Origin of the sequence: Streptomyces sp. ADMS, from assembly GCF_033441795.1 — a bacterium.
Taxonomy (GTDB): Bacteria; Actinomycetota; Actinomycetes; order Streptomycetales; family Streptomycetaceae; genus Streptomyces.
In genome coordinates this window covers 1-18,184 of the sequence record NZ_JAVFVX010000071.1, presented here as the reverse complement: position 1 = coordinate 18,184, position 18,184 = coordinate 1, and the positions used below count along the sequence as shown (strand labels likewise).

14 protein-coding genes are annotated in these 18,184 nt (G+C 68.9%); 6 read left to right on the top strand and 8 right to left on the bottom strand.

Going from position 1 to position 18,184, the window contains the following annotated elements:
• Positions 1–9: 9 nt before the first annotated feature.
• On the top strand, positions 10–351 hold the full coding sequence (locus RB628_RS26895; RefSeq protein WP_318323103.1) for a Uma2 family endonuclease: 342 nt from the start codon (positions 10–12) through the stop codon (positions 349–351).
• Positions 352–364: 13 nt separating this feature from the next.
• Here the strand turns inward: RB628_RS26895 and RB628_RS26890 are convergent, their stop codons facing one another.
• The 8 genes from RB628_RS26890 to RB628_RS26855 form a co-directional block, all read right to left on the bottom strand.
• Positions 365–742, bottom strand: a complete 378-nt coding sequence (locus RB628_RS26890; RefSeq protein ID WP_318323102.1) for a VOC family protein — start codon at positions 740–742, stop codon at positions 365–367.
• Between the two features lie 256 nt (positions 743–998).
• Complete coding sequence (locus tag RB628_RS26885) at positions 999–2,132, bottom strand: oligopeptide/dipeptide ABC transporter ATP-binding protein (RefSeq protein ID WP_318323101.1); 1,134 nt, start codon at positions 2,130–2,132, stop codon at positions 999–1,001.
• A 13-nt stretch (positions 2,133–2,145) separates the two neighbouring features.
• Complete coding sequence (locus tag RB628_RS26880; protein ID WP_318323100.1) at positions 2,146–3,207, bottom strand: ABC transporter ATP-binding protein; 1,062 nt, start codon at positions 3,205–3,207, stop codon at positions 2,146–2,148.
• A 15-nt stretch (positions 3,208–3,222) separates the two neighbouring features.
• Entirely contained in the window at positions 3,223–4,200 is a 978-nt protein-coding gene (locus RB628_RS26875; RefSeq protein ID WP_318323099.1) for an ABC transporter permease, read from the bottom strand.
• 110 nt (positions 4,201–4,310) lie between these two features.
• Entirely contained in the window at positions 4,311–6,104 is a 1,794-nt protein-coding gene (locus tag RB628_RS26870; protein ID WP_318323098.1) for an ABC transporter substrate-binding protein, read from the bottom strand.
• A 100-nt stretch (positions 6,105–6,204) separates the two neighbouring features.
• Complete coding sequence (locus tag RB628_RS26865) at positions 6,205–7,251, bottom strand: ABC transporter permease (protein WP_318323097.1); 1,047 nt, start codon at positions 7,249–7,251, stop codon at positions 6,205–6,207.
• A gap of 407 nt (positions 7,252–7,658) precedes the next feature.
• Positions 7,659–9,566, bottom strand: a complete 1,908-nt coding sequence (typA, locus tag RB628_RS26860; RefSeq protein ID WP_318323096.1) for a translational GTPase TypA — start codon at positions 9,564–9,566, stop codon at positions 7,659–7,661.
• 146 nt (positions 9,567–9,712) lie between these two features.
• The gene (locus RB628_RS26855; RefSeq protein ID WP_318323095.1) at positions 9,713–11,998 is read right to left on the bottom strand and encodes an ABC transporter family substrate-binding protein; all 2,286 of its coding nucleotides are present in this window, start codon (positions 11,996–11,998) and stop codon (positions 9,713–9,715) included.
• Positions 11,999–12,373: 375 nt separating this feature from the next.
• Here RB628_RS26855 and RB628_RS26850 point away from each other — a divergent pair, with 375 nt between their 5' ends.
• From RB628_RS26850 to RB628_RS26830, 5 genes are all read left to right on the top strand, one after another.
• A complete protein-coding gene (locus RB628_RS26850) occupies positions 12,374–12,664 on the top strand; it encodes a hypothetical protein (RefSeq protein ID WP_318323094.1) in 291 nt (96 codons plus the stop codon).
• Positions 12,665–12,676: 12 nt separating this feature from the next.
• Positions 12,677–13,519 (top strand): hypothetical protein, encoded by an 843-nt coding sequence (locus RB628_RS26845; RefSeq protein ID WP_318323093.1) that lies wholly within the window; start codon positions 12,677–12,679, stop codon positions 13,517–13,519.
• Positions 13,519–15,483, top strand: coding sequence for a fumarate reductase/succinate dehydrogenase flavoprotein subunit (locus RB628_RS26840; protein ID WP_318323092.1), 1,965 nt, complete (start codon positions 13,519–13,521; stop codon positions 15,481–15,483). The genes RB628_RS26845 and RB628_RS26840 overlap by 1 nt, the downstream gene beginning before the upstream one ends.
• Positions 15,480–16,259, top strand: a complete 780-nt coding sequence (locus tag RB628_RS26835; RefSeq protein WP_318323091.1) for a succinate dehydrogenase/fumarate reductase iron-sulfur subunit — start codon at positions 15,480–15,482, stop codon at positions 16,257–16,259. Before RB628_RS26840 ends, RB628_RS26835 begins: the two co-directional genes overlap by 4 nt.
• A 302-nt stretch (positions 16,260–16,561) precedes the next feature.
• Positions 16,562–18,094 (top strand): hypothetical protein, encoded by a 1,533-nt coding sequence (locus tag RB628_RS26830; RefSeq protein ID WP_318323090.1) that lies wholly within the window; start codon positions 16,562–16,564, stop codon positions 18,092–18,094.
• Positions 18,095–18,184 lie beyond the last annotated feature (90 nt).

Genomic DNA, 18,184 nt, shown 5'->3' with positions numbered 1-18,184 from the left:
ATAGGCCGCATGCGCCGCCCGGACGCCGTCGTCCTCCCCGAGGACGTCCTCGGGGAGGAGGGACCCGCCGTCGACGCGACCAAAGTGCTGGCGGTCATCGAAATCGTCTCGCCGTCCAACCCGAGCAGCGACTACGGCGAGAAGCTGACCGAGTACCCCGCGATGGGCATCGCCCACTACATGATCGTCGATCCCCGCACGGGCACGATCGAGGTGCACTCCGACCCGTGCAAGGGCCGCTACCAGCAGAAGGACCCCTACATCTTCGGCGACCCGGTGCCGGTCGGCCCCTGGACCGTGCGGACCCACGCGTTCCGCCGCTACGGGAAGGCCGGGAACGACCCGAGCTGAACGCCACCGACGGTCAGCCCAGCTCCCCGCGCTCCACGCAGAACTCGTTGCTCTCGGGGTCGGCCATCAGGACCCACCCGCTGCCGTCGGGCCTGCGGTGGTCCGCGACGACCCGGGCGCCGAGGGAGACCACCCGCTCGACCTCCTCGTCCCGCGTGCGTCCGTGCGGTCGCAGGTCGAGATGCAGGCGGTTCTTCACCGACCTGCCCTCCGGCACCCGGACGAACAGCAGCGTGGGCCCGCCGTCCGGGTCCCTGAGCACCGCCTCCGGGTCGCCCGGCTTGTCGTCGTCGGCCAGCGGGCGGCCGAACACCCGGCTCCAGAACAGGCCGACATCGTAAGGATCACCGGTGCAGTCGAAGGTGATGTTGTGGATCGTGGGGAAGGACAACGAGGCCTCCAGGCCATGTGAGGGACACCGCGTGTGAGCGTCCCTTCCCGGCGCCCGCATGTCGAGCGAATAAGTACCGTGCGAAGCGGTCGCCCGGGAACCCGGCTCCAGCCCGTACGCGACAGCACCCATGCCACCCCGTGCCGGGTTCTGGGCGAGCCGGCCGACGGCACCGCGGCGCACGAACGCGACCGGGGGCGGGAGCACCCGGCTCCTGCCCACGGTCGCGCGCGTCAACAGCAGTACGCCGTCGTCGTCACTGCTTGCCGACGGAGTCCTCCGCCGCGTCCGCCTCCAGCGCCTTCAGCGCCGGGTCCAGGACGACGGCCTCGTCGCGGGCCTCCGTGGTCGGCTCCTCCGGGAAGTGGCAGGCCGTCAGGTGGCCCTCACGGTTGCCGGAGATCTGGACCAGCGGGGGCTCCTCGCTCGCACACTTGTCCTGGGCCTTCCAGCAGCGCGTACGGAAACGGCAGCCGGACGGCGGGTGGATCGGCGAGGGGACGTCACCGGCGAGGCGGATGCGCTCACGGGGCTCCGTCTCGTCGTCCATCGCCACCTCGGGGACGGCGGACAGCAGCGCGTGCGTGTACGGGTGACGCGGGCGGTTGTAGATCGACTCGCGGTCGCCCACCTCGACGATCTTGCCGAGGTACATCACCGCGACCCGCTGCGAGAAGTGCCGGACGATCGCCAGGTCGTGGGCGATGAACAGGAACGCGATGCCCATCTCCTCCTGGACCTTCTTGAGGAGGTTCACCACCTGGGCCTGGATGGACACGTCGAGCGCGGAGACCGGCTCGTCCGCCACGATCAGCTTCGGCTTCAGGGCGAGCGCGCGGGCCACACCGATGCGCTGACGCTGACCCCCGGAGAACTCGTGGGGGAAGCGGTTGTAGTGCTCGGGGTTGAGCCCGACCAGCTCCAGCAGCTCCCGGACCCTCTTCTCCCGGCCGCCCGCCGGCTCGATCCCGTTGACCTCCATCGGCGACTTGATGATCGTACCGACGGTCTGGCGCGGGTTCAGGGAGCTGTACGGGTCCTGGAAGATCATCTGGATCTCGGAGCGGACCGGCGCCAGCTGCCTGCGCGAGGCGTGCGTGATGTCCTGGCCGGAGTACGTGATCCTGCCGCCGGTCGGCTCCAGGAGGCGGGTGATGAGCCGGCCCGCGGTCGACTTGCCGCAGCCGGACTCGCCCACCATGCCGACGCTCTCGGCGACACCGATGGTCAGATCGATGCCGTCGACCGCCTGCACGGCGCCGACTTTCCGTTTGATCGGGAAGCCGCCGAAGATCGGGAAGTGCTTCGTGAGGCCCTCTACCTTGAGCAGTTCCTCGGTCGACGTACCGGTGGAACCCTGCTGTGCGGGGAGGGTGAGGTTCTCGCTCATGTCTCGGTGCTCCCTAGCGCAGCCGGGGCTGGATCTTGTCGATGAAGATGGTCTGCTTCTGCTCCGCCGACAGATGGCACGCGGAGGCGCGCCCGTCCGCCAGCGGCGGCCGTGCGTCGGTGCAGAGGCTGCCCGGCACCTCGCCGGTGAAGGCGCAGCGCGGGTGGAAGGGGCAGCCCGAGGGCGGGTTGAGCAGCGAGGGCGGCGATCCGGGGATCGGCGACAGTTCCTCGTGGATGTCACCGTCCAGGCGCGGCATGGAGGTGAGCAGACCCCAGGTGTACGGGTGCTTCGGCGCGCGCAGGACTTCCTTCACGCTGCCGCGCTCCACGGCCCGGCCCGCGTACATCACCAGCAGGTCGTCGGCCATGTTCGAGATGACGCCGAGGTCGTGCGTGATGAAGATGATCGCGGAGCCGAACTCCTGCTGGAGGTCCTTGAGCAGGTCCAGGATCTGGGCCTGCACTGTCACATCCAGCGCGGTGGTGGGCTCGTCGGCGATCAGCAGGTCGGGGTCGCACATCAGCGCCATGGCGATCATCGCGCGCTGGCGCATACCGCCGGAGAACTGGTGGGGGTAGTCGTCGAAGCGTGTCCTGGGCTGCGGGATGCCGACCTTCTCCAGCATCTGCACGGCCCGGTCCCTGGCCTCCTTCTTGGAGGCGCCGGTGTGCTTCATGAACGGCTCGGACAGCTGGCGGCCCACCGTGTAGTACGGGGAGAGCGCGGTCAGCGGGTCCTGGAAGATCATCGCCATCTTGTTGCCGCGGAGCTGCTCCAGCTCCCTCTCCGTGGCGGTGACGAGTTCCTTGCCGTCGAGGACGATCTCGCCGTCGACGGTCGAGGTCCTCGGGTTGTGCAGACCGAGGATCGTCAGGTTCGTGACGGACTTGCCCGACCCGGACTCCCCCACGATGCCCAGGGTCTTGCCGCGCTCGACGTCGAAGGAAAGGCCGTCGACCGCCTTGACGATGCCGTCCTCGGTGGAGAACTGCACCTTCAGGTCGCGGACCGAGAGGAAGCTGTCCGGACCGGTCGGGGCCGGTGCGCCCTCGGGCTTGGTCAGTGTGGTCACGGTGGTTCGTTCTTCCTAGGAGAGCCGGACGCGCGGGTCGATAAAGGCGTACACGATGTCGACAAGAATGTTCAGGATCAGGATGAAAAAGGCCCCGAACAGCATGACGCCCATCGTCAGCGGAAGGTCCTTCTGGCTCGCGCCGTCCACGGCGAGGCGACCGATTCCCTGGAGGGAGAAGGTCAGTTCGGTGACGACACCGCCGCCGAGCAGGGAGCTGATGTCGATGCCGAGCACAGTGACGATCGGGATCAGCGAGCCGCGCCAGGCGTAGCGGAAGAAGACGTACTTCTGTGACATGCCCTTGGCGCGGGCGGTGCGGACGTGTTCCTCCGCGAGCTGCTCGATCATCGAGGCGCGCGCCATACGCGTGTACTGCGCGGTGAAGATGGTGGCCATGACGACCATCGGGATGGACAGCCCGATAAGCCAGCCGACCGGGTCCTCGGTGAAGGGCACGTACTTGGGGTCCTCCATCCAACCGGTCTGGTAGACGAGGACCGTCAGCGCGATCGGGCCGAGGAAGTAGATCTGGAACGAGCTGAGGACCATGGACGATCCGGTGGCGGCCTTGTCGACCAGGGAGCCGCGCTTGTAGGCGGCGAGCATGCCCGCGCCGATGCCCACGACCAGGAAGACGCCCAGCGCGCCGAGCGTCAGCGACAGGGTCAGCGGGAAGCGGTCCATGATCGTGTCCCAGACCATCTCGCCCGAGTAGAACGACTGTCCGAGGCACGGGGCGGAGCAATGGCCGGTGGGGAAGTCACGGCCCATCACGATGCCGGACATGAAGTCCCAGAACTGCTGCGCGATGGGCAGGTTGAGCCCGAGCGCCGTACGGATGTCCTCAAGTCTCGCGGGCGAGCAGTCCTTGCCACAGGCCAGTGAGGCGTAGTCGGAGGGCGCGGCGACGAACAGGAAGAAGGTGGCCGCACCGATCAGGAACAGGGTGACGACGGCACCGACCGTGCGCCGGAGGATGAACTGAAACATGGCGGGAGGGCTGCTCTCTGCGGAGACGGTGGAGACGATGTGGGGCGGGTTCACGGAACCGCGGGGGTGCGCTCCGCCTGGTGCGCACCCCCGCGATCAGCCGTAGCGAGTTACGACTTCAGGAACAGTCGGGTGATGTCGATGTAGCTCGACTCGGTGCTGTAGCGGGCACCGCCGATGTTCGAACCGTAGAGCTGGAACTGCTTGGTGTACCAGAGCGGAGCGGCCGGGTTGACCTTCTCCAGGATGTAGTGGTGCGCTTCCTTCCAGGTCGCGGCAGCCTCGGTCGGCTCCTGGGTCAGGGCCTTCTGGATGAGCTCCTGGACCTTCGGGTCGTTGATGTGCGCGTAGTTCGAGGAACCGTCGGCGATCTGGTCACCGTCGTAGATGGGCGTGATGACCGTGCCCGGCGACGGCCAGTCCTGGCCCCAGCCCGTGATGTACATGTCGTACGGGTTCGCGACCTTGCCGATCTGCTCGTAGTAGCTCGCGGAGTCGATCTCCTTGGAGACTACGTCGATGCCGATCTTGGTCAGCGAGTCCTCGATGGCGACCTTGCGCTTCTGGCCGGCCTCACTGTTGGAGTAGGCGAAGACGAGCTTCTTCTCGGCGGCCGGAACGTCCTTCAGGAGCTCCTTGGCCTTCTCGATGTTGCCCGCCGGCGTCTTCAGACGGCCGTACGGGTCGTACGCGGCCTCGTAGCCCGGCAGGGTCGGAGCGAACAGGTTCGCCGCCGCGTCGCCACCGTAGGCGCCACCCTCACCGGCGATGAGCGACTTGGAGTTGATGCCGTAGGTGATCGCGTCACGGACGGCCTTGTTCTTCACCCGGTCCAGGTTGAACGTCAGCGTCATGACGTAGGGCTGGTAGCCCTTGATCGTGCGCTTGTTCACCGCCGGGTCGCTGATGACCTTCTGGATCTGGGTCGCCTCGACGCCACCGGTGAACTGGATGGCGTTCTTGGAGTCGCCCTGGTCGGCGATCAGCCGGCTGGTCTGGGTCGACTCGGTGACACCGAAGTCGAAGTTGAAGCCGTCCACGTACTGGTGCCGCACGGAGTCGGTCTTCGGGTCCCAGTTCTCGTTCTTGACGAGCTTCATGGACTTGCCGACCTTGTACTCGGCGATCTTGTACGGGCCGGTCGAGACCGGGGCCGTGTCGTACTTCTCCTTGGTGTCGGACTTCTCCGGAACGACGGTGTAGCCCGGCATGGCGAGCGTCTGGGGCAGGTCCGGACGCGCCGTGTCGAAGTGGAAGACGACCGTCTTGGCGTCCGGAGTCTCCAGGACCGAGTCCGGCAGGTGCTTGCTCCCGAAGCCGCCGTCCGGCAGCGCCTCGCGGTACTTCGCGCCGCTCAGCCAGGTCTGCAGGTAGGTCGGGCCGTCGAAGATGAACTCCGCGTACGTGCGCTCGATGCTGTGACGGATGTCGGCGGACGTGATGGCGTTGCCGTTCTGGTCCTTGACGCCGTCCTTCAGCGTGTAGGTCCAGGTCTTGCCGCCGTCCGACGACGTGCCCGAGTCGGTCGCGAGGTCACCGACGACCGAGACGTTGCCCTTGCCGTCCTCCTCGAAGTTGGTCAGACCGCGGTAGAGCAGGTTGGCGACCTGGCCGGCGTCCGAGACGTAGATCTGGCCCGGGTCCAGGTGCGTGAGGCCCGACTCCTGGTAGACCTGGATGGTGCCGCCGCTCTTCGCGCCGGCCACCTCCTCGGCGGGGCCGGTCGACGCGGCGGCGTCGCCGTAGACGACCGCCTTCGACTGCTCGGCGGCCTCCGTCTGGTCCTTCTTGGAGTCCTTGCTGGAACTGCCGCCCTCGTTCTCGGAGCAACCGGTGAGAGCAAGGGAGCCGGCCGCGATAGCGACCACGATGGCCCGCGTTCTGCGCGAGTTGAGCGACTTCATGTGGCGAATGCACCTACCTGTCAGTTGATATCCATGAGTACTGCCTGACGTGACCGGCAGGCCACGCGGGGGCGGCAGCCACCCCCCACCAATGGACGGTTCAGCGCCCGGACTTGGGGTCGAACGCATCCCGTACGGAGTCTCCGAGGAGGTTGAAGCACAGGATGAAGATCACCAGTGCCAAGCCCGGGAAGAACATGAACGCCGGGTCCTGCTCGGCGTATTTGGACGCGGCGGCGAAGAGGCGCCCCCAGTCGGGGGTGGGCTCGACGAAACCGACACCCGCGAAGGAGAGGAACGCGATCGTGAGAATGGTGCTGGGCAGCTGATACGTGAACTGCACCAGGATCGGGGAGACGACGTTCGGCAGGATCTCCTTGCGGACGATCCGCCAGGGCGACGCACCCGAGACCTTCGCGGCCTCCACGAACTCCCGCTCGCGCAACGACAGCACCGTGGAGCGGACCAGCCGGGCCATGCCCATCCAGCCCAGCACCCACAGCACGATCAGGATGGCCAGCGCGCGGAAGTACGTGGGGGTCTCCTCCCGCGGGTCGACGAAGAACGAGGTCACCACGGGCATGAACGCGATGAAGAAGAGCTGCGTGGGGAAGGAGAGGAAGAAGTCGGTGACCCGGCCGACCCAGTAGTCGGTCCTGCCGCCGGCGTAGCCGCCGATCAGACCGATGAGGATGCCGGTGAGCATCACCAGCACGGTCACACCCACAGCCATGAACAGCGAGGTGCGCATGCCGTACATCAGCATGGCGAACAGGTCACGGCCCAGCTGCGGCTCCACACCGAACCAGTGGGTCCCCGAGACACCGCCGAAATAGCCCAGCGGCAGCCCGAACTCGTCCAGGACGGGCCTGTCCGCGTACGTGGGGTCCTGGCCGTACAGCGTGTACGGGTTGGTCCCGCTCAGCTTGGTGAGCAGTGGCGCCGCCAGCGCGATCACGAAGTAGAAAATGACTACGCAGGCGCAGATGACACCGGTACGGTCACGCTTGAAGCGCTGCCACATCAACTGCCCGGGAGAACGACCCTCAAGGTTCTTCTCGCCCTTGACGGGCTCGGGGTTCGTGTCGAGCTCGGGGTCCAAGGCGATCGAGGGCCCGGAGCCTTCAGCCTTGGCTGGACTGGTCATGTGTGTTCTTCCCCCGGGGGGTTGGAGAGTTGAGCGCAGCACAGATACCGGCGGGTTCTGTGGTTTGGGGGAACCTTCGCCAAGTAAGTCAACGCGCGTCAAGGCCGAAAGGCATAGGGATCTCCCTACCGTCGAAATTTTGAGCAAAAATTGCAAAGATTGACACCTGCGCGCGCTTGACACGTCGAACAGCAAATCCACCAAACGGACATAATAGGATCGTTTTCTGTTTACATGTCCGAAACTTGATCGTTGGTTCACCGGTATCCGAACAGCGTTGCACAGCGCGCGGACAGGGATACCGGCAGGGGGCGAGCCCGCTTCCCGCGGCGCATCGCGGACATGCCGAAGGCCCGGTCCCCCACCGGTGGGGGACCGGGTCCTCGTGACGCCGGATCAGCTCCGGATCAGCCGTGCTTGGCGCGGCTCGCGGAGCGGGCGCGCTCGCGGGCGTCCAGATTCACCTTGCGGATGCGAACCGCCTCCGGAGTGACCTCGACGCACTCGTCGTCGCGGCAGAACTCCAGGGACTGCTCCAGGGAGAGCTTGCGCGGCGGGACGATCGCCTCGAACGAGTCGGCCGAGGACGACCGCATGTTCGTGAGCTTCTTCTCCTTGGTGATGTTCACGTCCATGTCGTCGGAGCGCGAGTTCTCGCCGACGATCATGCCCTCGTACACCTCGGTGCCGGGGTCGGTGAACAGCACACCGCGCTCCTGGAGGTTCGTCATCGCGAACGCGGTGACGGCGCCGGCCCGGTCGGCCACCAGCGAACCGTTGTTACGGGTCGCCAGCACGCCGAACCAGGGCTCGTGGCCCTCGTGGATGGAGTGCGCGATACCGGTGCCGCGCGTGCCGGTGAGGAACTCCGTACGGAAGCCGATGAGGCCGCGCGAGGGCACCACGAACTCCATGCGCACCCAGCCGGAGCCGTGGTTGGACATGTTGTCCATCCGCCCCTTGCGGACGCCCATGAGCTGCGTGACCGCGCCCATGTGCTCCTCGGGCACGTCGATCGTCATGCGCTCGACGGGCTCGTGGACCTTGCCGTCGATCTCCTGGGTGACCACCTGCGGCTTGCCGATGGTCAGCTCGAAGCCCTCGCGGCGCATCTGCTCGACCAGGATGGCGAGCGCCAGCTCGCCACGGCCCTGGACCTCCCAGGCGTCGGGACGCTCGGTGTCGAGGACGCGCAGCGAGACGTTACCGATCAGCTCGCGGTCGAGACGGTCCTTGACCTGCCGGGCGGTGACCTTGCGGTCCTTGACCACGGCCTTGTTCTCGGCACCCTTGCCGGTGCCACCGCGGCCGACCATCGGCGAGGTGTTCGTACCGATCGTCATCGAGATCGCCGGCTCGTCGACCGTGATGAGCGGCAGCGCGATCGGGTTCTCGGGGTCGGCGAGGGTCTCGCCGATCATGATGTCCGGGATACCGGCGACAGCACAGATGTCACCCGGTCCTGCCATCTCGGCGGGCCTGCGGGTGAGCGCCTCGGTCATCATCAGCTCGGTGATACGGACGTTGGACAACGTGCCGTCACGCTTGATCCACGTGACGGTCTGGCCCTTGCGCAGCTCGCCCTGCTCGACGCGGAGCAGCGCGATACGGCCGAGGAAGTTGTCGGCGTCCAGGTTGGTGACGTGCGCCTGGAGCGGGGCCTCCTCGTCGTACGACGGGGCCGGGACGTGCGACAGGATCGTGGAGAAGAACGGCTCCAGGCTGTTGCTGTCGGCCGGGACGGTGCCGTCCTCCGGCTTGGTCAGCGAAGCGACACCGTCACGCGCACACGCGTAGACGATGGGGAACTCGATCTGCTCCTCGTCCGCGTCCAGGTCCAGGAAGAGGTCGTAGGTCTCGTTGACGACCTCGTCGATCCGGGAGTCCGGGCGGTCGGTCTTGTTGATGCACAGGATGACCGGCAGTCGCTGCTGGAGCGCCTTGCGCAGCACGAACCGGGTCTGCGGCAACGGCCCCTCGGAGGCGTCGACGAGCAGCACCACGGCGTCCACCATCGACAGACCGCGCTCCACCTCGCCACCGAAGTCGGCGTGGCCCGGGGTGTCGATGATGTTGATGGTGATGACGTCCCCCCCGTCCTTCGGGTGGTACTTCACCGCCGTGTTCTTGGCGAGGATCGTGATGCCCTTCTCACGTTCCAGGTCGTTCGAGTCCATCATGCGGTCGTCGAGCGACTCGGCGGCGTGCGCGGCGAAGGCACCGGCCTGCTTCAGCATGGCGTCGACCAGGGTCGTCTTCCCGTGGTCGACGTGGGCGACGATGGCGACGTTGCGGATGTCGTGGCGCGTGGCCATAGTGCGGCGTACTCCCGGAGTTGAGGACGGCCTGCGCGTACGTCTGCGTCACGCGGGCCCTGCCGGGCTGAACATGCCACGGCCTTACCCCATCGTACGGGCCCGTGGACGCAAGGGCTCGCCGGGCCGGGCGGGTGAGGCGACCGTCACGGCCGGGACGAGGGCCTGCTGCCCGGTGTCACGCCCTTCTTCAGGAACCCCATGTCCTCGTAGAGGGGGGTCTCGAAACCGAAGGCGCCCAGGTTGGCGACGTTCTTCTTCACGGCCATCAGCTGGGGCCGCTGGAAGAGCGGGATGGACCCGCCGGCCGCCCAGATCCGGGCGTCGGCCTTCCGCACCAGCGAGGCCGACTTCTTCTCGTCGAGGGTGGCGATGGCCTGGTCGAACAGCTGGTCCACCTGGTCGGTGCCGACGCGGGTGTAGTTCTGCTCGACGTTGAGCGACCCGTCGGCGGCGGGCACCGGCTTGGCGTAGATGGGCCGCGCGTCGGTGGCGGGGAAGGCGGACGCGGGCCACGAGTACAGAGCCAGGTCGTACTGCCCGCTGGCGATGTGGTCCTTGAAATAGCTGTCGTCGGGCACCTTGGTGACGGCGGTACGGATACCGACCCTGTCCAGCATCCGGGCGATCCGCTCGCCCACGGCCCGCAGCGTGGCGGATCCCGGCCCCGAGGGCAGCACGAACCGCAGGGTCAGCGGCTTGCCGTCCTTGGCGAGCGCCCCGGCGGCGGCCCCGGCGGGAGCAGGGGTGCCCTTGGGCGCGTAGGCCCCGGGCGCACCGCCCTGCTCCGGGTGCTTGAGGACGGACTGCCTGCCGTCCTGAGCGAGGTTCTTCGTCCCCTGACCATCCTCATGACCCTGATGATCCCGGGGGTCCTGATGATCCCGGGGGTCCTGATGATCCCGGGGGTCCTGGTGGTCCTCACGGACGGGCTCGCCGTACGGCTTGTCGTCGTCGCCGACGACGTAGGTCCCCTCGTCGTCACCGCTGCTCTTACTGGCCTTCGGGGAGGCTGAGGGCGCCTCGGACCTGCCACCGGCCTTCTTCCCCTCGCCTCCGGCGACCTTCTTCGGCTTGTCGATCGGACCGCCCTGCACCCACCCCGCGTCGGCGAGCAGCGCCTCGGCCTCGTCGGTGTCCTGACCGCCGAGCGCATCGCTGTTGTCGGCGTAGGCGGCCTGTCCGGAGAGCGCGAGATGGCTGCCGACCGGTACGGCGGGCAGCCCCAGCGGCTTGAGTACGAGCCCCGCGATCTCCTCGCGGTCCAGCGCACGGGCGACGGCGCGCCGGACACGCTCGTCGGCGAGGGGGCCGCCGTCGCCGTTGAGGGCGAGCTGGGTGTAGGCGGGTTCGAGGGACTTGCGCACCTCGAACCCGCTGAGCGACCGCTGCTGCTCGCTGTATCTGGTGACCGCGTCGCGCTGCTTGCGCCGGGCGCTGATCTCCGCCTCGGCGGCGTCCTCGTCGGACCCGTGTGCGAGAGCCCAGGAACGCAGGGCGCGCCCCGGGGTGAGCGCGGCGCCGGGGCCCTGCAGCGGGGTGGGGTTGCCGCGCGCGGCGAGAACGACGCGCTCGGCCTCGGCGGGGTCGACCTCGGCGACGTCCACCTTGCCGGCGGCGAGCGCCTCGGCGCGCTTGTCGCGCGGGACCGCGTGCAGCACGATCCCGTCGAGCCGGGGGGTACGCCCCCACCAGCGCGGGTTGCGTACGAGGACGACGTCGCCGTCCGCCTTCGCGACCTTCTTGAGGTTGAAGGGCCCGGCGGTGACCTTGAGCTTGCGCCGCGCCCCGTCGTTGAAGGCGTCCGGGGTCCCCATGACGTCCTTGGGGTACAGCGGCGAGAACAGCGACTTCCAGTCGGCGTACGGACGGCTGAAGGTGACCCTGACCTCAAGGTCGTTCGCCCCGCGCTGCACCTTCTCGATCCGGTCGTACCCGGCGTTGCGCGCGGTCCAGTACGCGGAGTCCCTGCCGGACAGGGCACGCCACTGGGCGGCGAAGTCGGCGGCGCCGATCTCCCGGCCGTCGCTCCAGACGGCCTGCTGGTTCAGCTTGTAGAGGACGACCTGCTTGGGCTCGGTCTCGACGGTCTTCGCGGACTCCAGGAACTCGGCGTTGCGCTGCGGCCGCCCGTTCACATCGAGCCGGTACATCGACGGCAGCACGGCCTGCGCGACCCGGGTGGTCGTCGCGTCGGCGTCCGCCTGGAAGGTGTTGAGCGTCTCCGGTACGGAGTCCACGGCCCAGCGCAGAGTGCCGCCGCCGGCGAGCAGGGAGCGGGCGGCGGGGGCGATGTCCTGCCCGGCGAGAGGCCTGCTCGACTCCTCCTCGTCACCGCCGCACGCGGTGAGCAGGGGCACGGCGAGCACGCCGGCGGTGAGAAAGGCGACCGAGCGCGTGACCGCGCGCAGTCCGACGCCGTGGTGGGACATCAGGTCTACCTCCGGTGGCGCGTTAAGTCGCTGATCAGATGTATGGGCAACTGAAGAGGAGAGGGTTCGGCAGCGGGGGGCGACACGGCGGCGCGGGGCGCGAAGCCCAACCGATTGGCGCAACAACCTGGAGGCTCTGGCGCCGACCCGCATTTCCAGCCCGTTTGGCGATTGAGGACAAGCGCCTTCAGCGCGGCCGGGGGTTTGGGGGGCGGAGCCCCCCAAGGACGCGCACCCCAACGCACCCCCACGCCCCCCTTCCCTCAGCCAATCCATGCACACCGCTTCCCACCGGCAGGTGTGACGCGCAACACTCTCAGGCGCATGAACGTCTCCGCCCAGGGCCAAACCCGCCCCCGGAAGTGAGGTCACGTCATGTCCGTGCACGACGAACTGACGTCAGTACAGCGCTGCCTGGACGACCTGTTGCGTTCGATGGGCCGCCTGGAACAGCAGATCGGCAAGGGCGGCCTGGAAATGCGCCGCCTCCGCAGCGACGCCAACCACCTGCGCGAAAGCCTCGCGCTGCTCCGCGAGGCCGCCCCCGCACTCGGCCAGCCCCGGCGCCCCGACCTCGTGACGATCCCCGACACCCCGTACGACAACACCCTGTGGACGGACTCGGACGACGAGGGCCTCGGCGCGCACCACGGCCCCAACCACTGAGCGGAGCCCGCCTTGGCCACCGGTACCGAACCCCCGGATACAGAACCCCGTCCGAACGTCGGCGGCGGCGGCGTACGGACCCGTACGCGCGCCGCCATCGACGCCCCGCATCTGCGGACCGACCGCTGGTGGCTGGCGCCCGCCGCCACCGCCGCCGGCCTGCTGGCGTTCATCGTGTACTCGACCTGGCGGGCGTTCGCTAACGCCGACTACTACGCGGCCCCGTACGTCTCGCCGTTCTACTCGCCCTGTCTGGCGGACAACTGCGCGCCCATGCGGGACGGCCCCAACGCCGATCTGTTCGGCGGCTGGTGGGGCGTCTCCCCCGCGATCATCATCCTGATCTTCCCGCTGGGCTTCCGTCTGACCTGCTACTACTACCGCAAGGCCTACTACCGCGGCTTCTGGGCGTCCCCGCCCGCCTGCGCGGTTGCCGAGCCGCACAAGAAGTACACCGGCGAGACGCGCTTCCCTCTCGTCCTGCAGAACATCCACCGCTACTTCTTCTACGCGGCACTGCTGGTCGCCGGCATCCTCACCTACGACACGATTCTCACCTTCCGCGACGAGCACTACGAGTGGGGCCACATGGGCCTCGGCACCCTGGTCTTCCTGCTCAACATCACGCTGATCTGGGCGTACACGCTCTCCTGCCACTCCTGCCGGCACATCGTCGGCGGCAAGCTGAAGCACTTCTCCAAGCACCCCGTGCGCTACCGCGCCTGGCAGTGGGTCGGGAAACTGAACGCCCGTCACATGCAGCTCGCCTGGGCGTCGTTGGTGAGCGTGGCGCTCGCCGACTTCTACGTGTACCTGGTCGCCTCCGGCGCTTTCGACGATCCGAGGTTGTTCTGATGTCCGTGGTCGATCGACAGGAATGGGACGTCGTAGTGGTTGGCGCCGGCGGCGCCGGACTGCGCGCCGCCATCGAGGCACGCGAGCGTGGCGCCCGTACGGCCGTGATCTGCAAGTCGCTGTTCGGCAAGGCGCACACGGTGATGGCCGAGGGCGGGATCGCCGCCGCCATGGGCAACGTCAACTCGGGTGACAACTGGCAGGTCCACTTCCGCGACACCATGCGCGGCGGCAAGTTCCTCAACCAGTGGCGGATGGCGGAGCTGCACGCCCAGGAAGCCCCGGACCGGGTCTGGGAGTTGGAGACCTGGGGCGCCCTCTTCGACCGTACGCACGACGGCCGGATCTCCCAGCGCAACTTCGGCGGCCACGAGTACCCGCGTCTCGCCCACGTCGGCGACCGCACCGGCCTGGAACTCATCCGCACCCTGCAGCAGAAGATCGTCTCCCTCCAGCAGCAGGACAAGAAGGAGACCGGCGACTACGAGTCCCGGCTGAAGGTCTTCCAGGAGTGCACGGTCACCCGCGTCCTCAAGACTGTGCCTGACAGCGGCTCCGCCGCGGGCGACCGGGTCTCCGGTGTCTTCGCCTACGAGCGTGAATCGGGCCGTTTCTTCGTCATCGAGGCCCCTTCCGTCGTCATCGCGACCGGCGGTATCGGCAAGTCCTTCAAGGTGACGTCCAACTCGTGGGAGTACACCGGCGACGGCCACGCGCTGGCGCTGCTCGCCGGGGCGCCGCTGCTCAACATGGAGTTCGTGCAGTTCCATCCGACGGGCATGGTCTGGCCGCCGTCCGTCAAGGGCATCCTCGTCACCGAGTCGGTGCGCGGCGACGGTGGAGTGCTGCGCAACTCCGACGGCAAGCGGTTCATGTTCGACTACGTCCCGGACGTCTTCAAGGAGAAGTACGCCCAGTCGGAGGCCGAGGGCGACCGCTGGTACGAGGACCCGGACCACAACCGCCGGCCCCCCGAACTGCTTCCCCGGGACGAGGTGGCCCGCGCCATCAACTCCGAGGTCAAGGCGGGCCGGGGCTCCCCGCACGGCGGTGTCTTCCTGGACGTCTCGACGCGGATGCCGGCGGAGGTGATCCGGCGCCGGCTGCCTTCCATGTACCACCAGTTCAAGGAGCTGGCGGACGTCGACATCACCGCCGAGGCGATGGAGGTCGGGCCCACCTGCCACTACGTGATGGGCGGTATCGCGGTCGAGTCCGACACCGCCGCCGCACGCGGCGTACCCGGCCTCTTCGCGGCCGGCGAGGTCGCCGGCGGGATGCACGGCTCCAACCGGCTCGGCGGCAACTCCCTCTCCGACCTGCTGGTGTTCGGCCGCCGCGCGGGCCTGCACGCGGCCGAGTACGCGAACACGGTCACCGCCCGCCCAACCGTGGACGACGACCAGATCGCCACGGCGGCGGCAGAGGCCCTGCGGCCCTTCTCGGCGGAGGGCCCCGCGGCGGGCCAGGACAGCGGACGCCCGCCGGAGAACCCGTACACCCTGCACCAGGAGCTCCAGCAGACCATGAACGACCTGGTCGGCATCATCCGCCGCGAGGGCGAGATGGAGCAGGCGCTGGAGAAGCTGTCCGAGCTGCGGGTACGGGCCCACCGCGCCGGCGTCGAGGGCCACCGCCAGTTCAACCCGGGCTGGCATCTCGCCCTCGACCTGCGGAACATGCTGCTGGTCAGCGAATGCGTGGCCCTGGCGGCGCTGGAGCGCACCGAGTCGCGCGGCGGCCACACCCGTGAGGACCATCCGGTGATGGACCGCGAGTGGCGCAACGTGAACCTGCTGTGCCGGCTCTCCGATCCCGCCAGTGGACTGGCGGCCACGAACCCGGTGAACGGCCTGATCGCCCTCACCCGTGAGACCACCGACCCCGTCCGCCCCGACCTGCTCGCCCTCTTCGAGAAAGAGGAGCTGGTCAAGTACCTCACCGACGAGGAGCTTTCCGAGTGAGCAGCAGCTACGAGGCCCGCTTCAAGGTATGGCGCGGTGATGTGAAGGGCGGCGGCCTCAGGGACTTCGCGGTCGAGGTGAACGAGGGCGAGGTCGTCCTCGACATCATCCACCGGCTCCAGGCGACCCAGGCCCCCGACCTCGCCGTCCGCTGGAACTGCAAGGCGGGCAAGTGCGGTTCGTGCTCGGCGGAGATCAACGGGCGCCCCCGGCTGCTGTGCATGACCCGGATGTCGGTGTTCACCCGCGAGGAGACGATCACCGTGACTCCCCTGCGGGCCTTCCCCGTTGTCCGGGACCTCGTCACCGACGTCGGATTCAACTACGCCAAGGCCCGTGAGGTGCCGTCCTTCGTCCCGCCGGACGGGCTGAGCCCCGGTGAGTACCGGATGACGCAGGAGGACGTGGACCGGTCGCAGGAGTTCCGCAAGTGCATCGAGTGCTTCCTGTGCCAGGACACCTGCCATGTGGTCCGCGACCACGAGGAGAACAAGCCCGCGTTCGCCGGCCCGCGCTTCCTGATGCGCGTCGCGGAACTCGACATGCACCCCCTGGACGCGGCGGCGGAGTCCGGCCTGGACCGCAAGCGCACCGCCCAGGACGAACACGGCCTCGGCTACTGCAACATCACCAAGTGCTGCAGCGAGGTGTGCCCGGAGGGCATCCACATCACGGACAACGCACTGATCCCCTTGAAGGAACGGGCGGTCGACCGCAAGTACGACCCGCTGGTGTGGCTGGGCTCGAAGATCAGGAGGCGGTCGGGGGGTTCATGAGGTACGGGGGCTCATGAGGAGGCCGATGACCTGTTCGAGGCTGTGTCCGGCGATCTCACGCATGAAGGCGGGGCCCGGGAACGCGCCCGCTCCGAGCAGCCGCAGCGGGCTGGCGGTGGCCAGGGAGAGGTGCGTCCCCCGCTCCGTTCGAACACGTCTGCGGGGACCTTACCCACTCCTCTCCCGACACCCCTGCCCCGTCCCGGTCGCGCAACCGGGATCACCCCCATACGCTCGCAAATGTGACGCCCTCCCTCACCCGGGGCCGGCCGCGGCGAGCCGCCTCCCACATACCCGCACGCGTGGCGTACACCGCGCTGGGCGGGGTGATCGGGGTGATGTGGCTGGTGCTGCCAGGGGTGACGGCCGACCACGGGAGGTACGAGCGGTACGAGGTTCCCGTCTCGGCGGTCGCCGGCGCACCGGCCGTGCCCGATGCCTCGTCCGTGGCAGCCCGCGAGGAGGAGACCTCCACCGGCGACCTGGCCCTGCCCCTCGTGGTGGCGGGGGCGGCGATCGCGGTGGCCGCGTACGGTTACGCCCGCCGCAGACGCCGCGCCAGGACCCGTACGACTCCCGCTGCCCTGCCTCCGGTCGCGCAGCCCACCGCCCCCGAACTCGACCGGCAGGCCCGCAGGTCGCTGGTGGCGGCCGACGACTGCCTTCGCACCAGCCGGGAGGAACTCGGCTTCGTGGAGGGGCTGTTCGGAGCCGAGGCGGTCGCACCCTTCACGGAAGCCGTGCGCCACGCCGAATCCGAGCTGTCGGCCGCCTTCCAACTGCGCCAGACCTACGACGACAACCCGGCGGCCGTCTCCCGGGCCACCCTCGACGAGATCGTCGCCCGGTGCGTGGACGCGGGGCGGCGACTGGATGCGGAGGCCGCCGGCTTCGACCAACTGCGGGCCCTGGAACAGGACATGAGCGACGCCCTCGGACACGCCGAGGCGCGCTTCCGGGAGCTGACCGGCCGTACGGGTGCGGCGGCGGCGACTCTCGCCGACCTGGGCACGCGGTACGCGCCCACCGCCTCCTCCTCCGTCTCCGGCCAGGTCGAACAGGCGAAGGACCGGCTCGTGTTCGCCACGGCCGAACTCAACCGGGCCCGCCAGTCGGCCGACCTGGACGCCCCGGAGAGGGCCGTGCTGCATCTGCGCGCCGCCGAGGGCGCGATCGCCCAGGCCGAGGTGTTCGTGGACGGCGTCGACCGGCTCGCGTCAGCGCTGGCCGCCGCCGCACAGGCCGTTCCGGACGCGCTGGACGAGGCGGAGGCGGCGGTCGTGGAGGCACGGGAGCGGGTGGCCGAGGGTACGGAGGCGGAGGTGCCCGTCGGCGCGCTGGAGGGCCATGTCAGCCGCGCCGAGGCCGCACTGGCCGCCGTACGGGAAGAGGCCTCCGCCGGGTCCTACGACCCCCTGGAAGCCCTGCGCCGGGTCGCGGCGGTGTCCGGGCCCCTGGGGACCGTGCCCGGTGCCTTCCGGCTCGTCGCGCGCCGTGCCACCGACACCGCGGACGGCTTCGTCGGCACGCACCGGGGCGCGGTGGGCGCCGAGGCACGGACCCGGCTGGCTGAGGCTCGCCGGCTGCTGGACCGGGACCCGGCGGAGGCCGACGCCTGCGCACGGCGGGCCCGCGAGCTGGCCGAGCGGGATGTGCGCGCACACGGGAATCCGTACGGCGGGCGGCCCGAGCACGCGAACGGGGTCGCCGGGGCGGTCCTCGGCGGGATCCTGCTCGGCGACCTGCCGGACGCCGAGGCCGAGACGCTGACCGGCGGCGCGCCCGGGTCGTTCGGCGGGCCCGCCACGCGTGCGCGGCGGGGCGTCGCATCGTAAGAGCTCGGCGGGAATCCGGTAAGAGGGCCCGGCGGCGGGGTGGTGTCCCGCCATGTGTCCGCCATGTGGTGCAGCGGATCGAGGCGCCGG

What these genes read in the sequence shown, in the direction of transcription:
- RB628_RS26870 (WP_318323098.1), bottom strand. Translation starts at nt 6,104, where the DNA reads ATGAAGTCGCTCAACTCGCGCAGAACGCGGGCCATCGTGGTCGCTATC.
- RB628_RS26885 (WP_318323101.1), bottom strand. Translation starts at nt 2,132, where the DNA reads ATGAGCGAGAACCTCACCCTCCCCGCACAGCAGGGTTCCACCGGTACG.
- RB628_RS26865 (WP_318323097.1), bottom strand. Translation starts at nt 7,251, where the DNA reads ATGACCAGTCCAGCCAAGGCTGAAGGCTCCGGGCCCTCGATCGCCTTG.
- typA (WP_318323096.1), bottom strand. Translation starts at nt 9,566, where the DNA reads ATGGCCACGCGCCACGACATCCGCAACGTCGCCATCGTCGCCCACGTC.
- RB628_RS26895 (WP_318323103.1), top strand. Translation starts at nt 10, where the DNA reads ATGCGCCGCCCGGACGCCGTCGTCCTCCCCGAGGACGTCCTCGGGGAG.
- RB628_RS26875 (WP_318323099.1), bottom strand. Translation starts at nt 4,200, where the DNA reads ATGTTTCAGTTCATCCTCCGGCGCACGGTCGGTGCCGTCGTCACCCTG.
- RB628_RS26850 (WP_318323094.1), top strand. Translation starts at nt 12,374, where the DNA reads ATGTCCGTGCACGACGAACTGACGTCAGTACAGCGCTGCCTGGACGAC.
- RB628_RS26855 (WP_318323095.1), bottom strand. Translation starts at nt 11,998, where the DNA reads ATGTCCCACCACGGCGTCGGACTGCGCGCGGTCACGCGCTCGGTCGCC.
- RB628_RS26840 (WP_318323092.1), top strand. Translation starts at nt 13,519, where the DNA reads ATGTCCGTGGTCGATCGACAGGAATGGGACGTCGTAGTGGTTGGCGCC.